The sequence below is a fragment of the Microcoleus sp. OTE_8_concoct_300 genome (genome assembly GCF_031383065.1).
In the GTDB taxonomy this organism is placed as follows: domain Bacteria; phylum Cyanobacteriota; class Cyanobacteriia; order Cyanobacteriales; family Microcoleaceae; genus Microcoleus.
The window spans coordinates 1-5,632 of the sequence record NZ_JANMZH010000082.1 but is presented as its reverse complement, the minus strand read 5'-3'; the positions used below and the strand labels follow the sequence as shown (position 1 = coordinate 5,632).

General features: G+C 40.9%; 4 protein-coding genes and 3 pseudogenes. 2 read left to right on the top strand and 5 right to left on the bottom strand.

Annotated features, from left to right (window positions below; translation table 11 throughout):
* Positions 1-118: 118 nt before the first annotated feature.
* Positions 119-783, bottom strand: a pseudogene (locus ACUVJL_RS03995) (transposase family protein); the annotation flags it as partial.
* Positions 784-909: 126 nt separating this feature from the next.
* Here ACUVJL_RS03995 and ACUVJL_RS03990 point away from each other — a divergent pair.
* Positions 910-1,985: pseudogene (locus tag ACUVJL_RS03990) on the top strand (IS630 family transposase).
* A gap of 7 nt (positions 1,986-1,992) precedes the next feature.
* Positions 1,993-2,397 (top strand): annotated as a pseudogene (locus tag ACUVJL_RS03985) (IS66 family transposase); the annotation flags it as partial.
* A gap of 132 nt (positions 2,398-2,529) precedes the next feature.
* Here the strand turns inward: ACUVJL_RS03985 and ACUVJL_RS03980 are convergent.
* The 4 genes from ACUVJL_RS03980 to ACUVJL_RS03965 form a co-directional block, all read right to left on the bottom strand.
* Positions 2,530-3,630 carry a glycine amidinotransferase gene (locus tag ACUVJL_RS03980; protein ID WP_445244663.1) on the bottom strand — a complete coding sequence of 367 codons (1,101 nt, stop codon included), beginning with the start codon at positions 3,628-3,630 and terminating at the stop codon, positions 2,530-2,532.
* A 634-nt stretch (positions 3,631-4,264) separates the two neighbouring features.
* A complete protein-coding gene (locus ACUVJL_RS03975; protein ID WP_445244664.1) occupies positions 4,265-5,059 on the bottom strand; it encodes an NAD/NADP octopine/nopaline dehydrogenase family protein in 795 nt (264 codons plus the stop codon).
* Positions 5,060-5,080: 21 nt separating this feature from the next.
* On the bottom strand, positions 5,081-5,344 hold the full coding sequence (locus ACUVJL_RS03970; RefSeq protein ID WP_445244662.1) for a hypothetical protein: 264 nt from the start codon (positions 5,342-5,344) through the stop codon (positions 5,081-5,083).
* Positions 5,345-5,417: 73 nt separating this feature from the next.
* A partial coding sequence (locus tag ACUVJL_RS03965; protein WP_445244661.1) for a GH32 C-terminal domain-containing protein occupies positions 5,418-5,632 on the bottom strand: 215 nt, incomplete at its 5' end.

The window sequence follows — 5,632 nt, the reverse complement described above, 5'->3', positions numbered from 1 at the left end:
GCGTAAAAACCACCATTAATCAGTTCCTATTTTCTAACAAAACTCATTACAAAGCGTGTCTGTAGCTTCTTTGAATGGTGAATTTATCTCAAAATATACTCACCACTGATGAACAGTGTTCAATAAGATGCGTTCCCCCTGCATTTTTTGGTTTCTTTCTAGGGATATAACTATTAGGGTGATAATCCTTTATCCCTTGATAGCCACTATCTTGTAAGCTATTTGTTTCGGGATGAAAATGAATTTTACTTTTTTTAAATAAGTTAAAGTCATGGCAATGCCCTGGTCCAAAAGCAGTGCAAATAATTTCTCTTGTCTCTTGATTAATTACCAATTGAGTTTTTAGAGTATGACATTTTTTCTTGCCTGAGTAATATCTTTTTTGTTTTTTTTTGTCGTTCAATCGCTGTTTATGTGACATCCATCACCACGACCTCTGGATAATCAGAGTTTTTTAGTAATGCTTTCTTCCCAAAAATACGGAACTTTCCCGTTTTCATTAAAGTTGATTCGATATCAGTTACAATTCGGCAAATAGTTGATTCAGATACTCCCCAACTTGTCCCAATATGAAAATATGTTCGATATTCTCGCCAATATTCCAAGGATCCTAAGACCTGTTCTTCGAGAGTGAGGATGGTGCGACGTCCTCTTCTGTCTTTAGGATTTTCTACGGCCAAGTTTTCGCTTGGCATTAACCATTGCTTTTAGGGTTTGAATCTTGATACCAAATCTACGTTGAAATTGATCGGGTTTCAAATTTAGGTAAGATTGATTTTTCATGATTTACTTATTTTGTAACGACCAACAGAACTTTCTAGCATTTTATCCTGTTTCTAGCAAGACAAGAGTGCAAATAAGTCAGGAGTTGGGATTCAATCAACTCTCAGCAAAACTTTTCATTATATCATAAAACTATTTTGCAAGAGAGCTATTACCGAATCTGTAGAAAATTTACGAGAAATCCTCAAACAGCTTGCAAAAAATCCTAGCTTATAACAAAGTTCAAATGCTTTATTTATTTCAGTCAAAACAAGTAGAAACTGTGCGGGAAGTATCGGCAGTTTTAGGTAAAAGTGAGGCAAGAATTCATCGCTGGCTCTCTCAATATAAAGAGGGCGGTCTGGAAAATTTGTTAAAAAATCGGCAGGTTTTTGGCTGCCCAAAAAAGTTCTCAGTTGAAATAGCAGCGACCTTGCAACAAGAGTTGAGAGACCCCGAAGGATTTCAGAGTTACCAAGAAGTTCATCTCTGGCTCTGGTTGATTAAAGGAATAGCCAGTAGTTACCAGGCTGTATATTCTTTAGTTAGAGGTGAATTAAAAAGTAAATTAAAAATTCCAAGACCTCGCAGTATTTCTCAGAAATCTACGGCAATTAATTAATTTAAAAACAACTTACATCAACAAATAAAAGCTTTACTAGACAAAGCTTTACCTCAAGTAAACACATATAAAAAAGTTACTTATTGGTGTAGTGATGAACGATAGTCTAGGGCTGCATACAATAAAGTCGGCGTAAGCTGACGCTTTCAGGCGTAAAGCCCGCCCGGAAAGCATCAATGGAAATAAGAGTGTTTTTGGCTGTATGGGGCAGTATCGAGCGCAAAAGAGAAAAACTTTTTTTTGGAGTTTTCGGATTTAGACAAAGTTTGTTTGGAAGCATATTTACAACTTTTGTCAAGACAATATCCTGAGGAATTACACATCATTCAAGTAGATAACGCACGACTCTCATAATTTAAGCTCATCTGAATTACCAGACAATGTTATTTTACTATTTCAGCCTCCGGCTTGTCCCGAAGTAAATCCCACAGAAAGAGTGTGGGAATATCTCAAAGATTCTTTAGCTTGGTCGGTGTTTAGTAATCTTGACGAACTCTGCACAAAAGTCCAGGAAATTTTGGCATCTTTCACGGATCGCGTCATTGGTTTTCTCACCGGATGGTCTTGGATTTTACATTCTTTATCTCTATCACATCTTTAAAAAAATGGTATTAAGCTCAGATGATTTCAGCGTTTATAATGGTGGGAACATCGCAGCCCAACAGAAGTGTCTGGCTCATTTACGGCGGCATTTCAAGAAAGTGCTGGAACTTCCTGGCAACAACAATGCAGCAGTCGCTCAAATATTTCTTTCATTAATTGATGAAGCTTTTCGAACCCATGAGTCCTGGCGCAAGACGAGGGATCTACTCACCTACCACTCGTGGGTTCAGGATTTCAAAATACGATTGAATCAAGCTTTGGCGACTTGGCCCGGCCAAGTTGGTTATGCCGCAGGTATGTTACTAAAATCCTTACGGGATAAGGCAAAACAATGGTGGTATTTTCTCAATGACCCCTCAGTTCCTCCGGATAATAATTTAGCAGAACGTTCTCTACGGCTAGCTGTAACCTGACGGGGTGACAACCCCGTCAGCTTCAAACCCTTATTTAACTGTTAGTTTCTTGTTGGAAACTCGAAGCGAGCTTCGGACAAGAAACCAAGCGGGGAAAAGGTTTGGCAGTTATTGGAGATGTCTATTCAGTTAGTTCTCGTCACAAGGCTCAGAAAATCCGTAGTCTTCAAGTTTTCCATCTCGTCGAACATCACAGGTTGCACAGTGGAATGAACCTCCAAAGGTGTAAAAGTGTCGGAAATCAACAGGAATTACTTTAAAGCCCAAATCTTTCAGGAGTTTCTGCATCGGTTCTTCCTGCTTTTCCACAACAATCCGTTCTGTATCCAAGCACAGAAGATTCATACTGATCCACTTGCTAGCAATGGGAAGTTCCCAAGAGTCTGGCGTGGTGGGTTGCGCTGCTTTGACCAGATCCCAGCCAGCTTTCTTGAAGATTTCGCTCTGATAACACGGTCTTTCCGGGTTAACTAGCGCTAATCCAGGCTTTAGGGGTACAAAGCTGGCATCAATGTGCATTGGATTGAAATCCTTGAACTTGAGTGTATGAACCCTAAACTGGTCGCCGAGGTGCTGCTTGAGCCAAGTAATCCCGATTTCGTTAGTGACGTGACTGCGCTGCACAAATAGGTCGCGCCCACAGCGCACAATATCAGCAGCATCAAAGCAGGGTTCAAACTCTGTTGTCACATACTGCCCAATTTCAACTAATGCTTCTTGCTCTTCTGGCGATTTGGCAGCGAATTCAAAATCGTAGAGTTCATCTGACATTAAAGGTTTCGGAGCTGTTGTCCACTTGGCTCCTCGTTTGAGGTACTCTTTCATTAAGGAACGATATGCACGATATTCAAAGAAACGCGATCGCCACCCCATTGGAGCCTCGATAATTTCATTGCCGATAACAATCAGGACATCGCGAGGCATGGCAGCATACAACCCAGAAGCTTCAAAATCTGGAGTTTTATACGAGTTAGAAAAGTCAATTATATCGGGCCGCCGCACGGTTACACCTTCGGCTTCTAAAATCTTGCAGAACTCATTGAGTTCCTTTGATGCTGTCTCAACTAGGTCTTCAGGGAAAGGTTGACCCCCATACTGTTGAAAAAAATTCCAGTATCTGGGTGGGGCATCCACCTTAACATTCGCTTCAAATTGTGGTATTGCAGAGCCTTCAACGCGACCGACAATTACTTCTTGGAGAGTATCCCATTCATTGTAGCTGTTAACCACAGGGACTTTTCGGTCATAAATTATACTTGCACCTGTTCTTAATGGTAAATTGGTTGCCATCTTGTGCCGTTTATCTTGGATTTCCGTACATTATAATAACAGATTGTTGGCGAATTTTTAACCAAGAAAAAAGTCGGAAAAGTCTGAGGGGCTACTACATGAAATAAAAAATAAACTCTATCAGCTTCATAGCCTTTAGACCTCGTTAATAGTAGTGAAGCTTATGGTTATTGATTTTTGTTAATTCCGCTACTAATTCCCTACAAATGTACTTGAAACTAATCGCTGTTTGAGCCTACCTACGACAGTAAAGAGTATGTCCTCGATCCCAACGCGATCGCATTATGGTATTTTTGCTTGCATAGAGATAGACCCCAGCTAAACACCAGAGCCAGCGTATTTCAAGACATAGCCAATTACCAAATCTGTAGGATATACTTTTGGAGCGACGGCTTCTTGACCTTATAGTACCCCAGCGACGACTTTTGCAAGAGGTCTCATATCTCTTCGGCAAACAACAAGACAATTGGATAAATTTCCCGAACTACCTCAAAATATCATCGACGAGCTATTGCCTCCGATCTGTTTGAGTAATGAAACAGCTAGGAGAGAATCTTTAGTTTCGTCTATTTTACTAGAGATTCTTCGTTAAAATATCAGCCAGAGTTTTAAAGCCGTATCTCTGGGGACACCGGGTAGTCGCCAGGTCTTTCCCCACCAATCTAGAGTCCACTAAATACTCTTTCTCCAGTTTATTCTGGCACCACGATAGCACTGTATCCATGTAAGGGGTTTGGACGCCAGCTAGCTCGGCGAGGCCACGAATAACAACCAGACCAAACGGCACATCTTCTGTGAGAAAACGCTGATTGAAGTTTGGCATATACTTGCCATCTATCGTTGGGAGCATTGGATGAGTAATGCCTTCATATCTAGAGTTGGTCGTAGTGGTTGTCATTAAGTTCGTTTGATCTTTAATGTAATTTCCGTAATGGATGATATCCCACTCATACAAAGGAATCACCTGAGAAAGATCGACCTCGGGAAATTCTGTTGTGATCGAGTAGCTAATCTTCAGAACCTCATCACTGATCTTGTCAACCAGTTCTGATGTAGATTCATCAATCCCATGATAAAACAGGGGCGGTTCTTCAAGGGGACTGCCATTCCAATCTTTCCAGCGTCCATACATCATTGGAGGATGGCAATAGTTCGGTGACATAAGCGTCATCCCAAGTAAGTGTCCTGAGACAATTAGTTTTGGCAGATCTCCCAAAAGGCTTTGCAGACACCCCACTGGATCTGCGATCCTCACCTGAGTGAGATCACCCTGTAGCGCACCAGCCAGTTGTTTTTTGGTGCCCAAGATATTCACATCCTTACCCAACTCAACTAGGCGGCAGATCCAGGGTAGGGATTCAAAATTCATCACAACACAGGTATTTAGGACTTACGCATTGACAAAATAACCAAACAGTGAATTGATAAATATAGGTCGTCTATCCACAAAAATCACTTTATCATTTCCACGAACAGGAATGCGATTGACAAGGGGATGCCCAGTTCCACCGGGTACTGCGGAAAAAAAATGGTCAACCAAGAAAACCATTGGCTTGTCATTTTTGCGATGCGGGGCAATTATTTGATCTAATTGATTAAAACTACCACGGCCAAACACTACATAGCCAACCATTTTAAAATTGCGAAAAGCCATAGAAAGAAATTTGGCCACGAAATTACACGAAACGACACGAAAGACAACCAGGGATAAAAGTAGTGGCCAAAATCTACCAAACAGATTTTATTTCATACACATAACAATAGGCTAATCCGCCAGTGGCACCAGTACTGAAAAATTCTATACCATTATCTTTTTCTTCTGGGAAAAGTTGAGCAGTAAAAACCCTTTCGCCTCCGTTAACAAAAACTTCAACAATACTTTTATCAAAAAACACCTTTAGTTTCAGATTGCCAGTTAATGCATACGGCGTTTCGAAGCGGC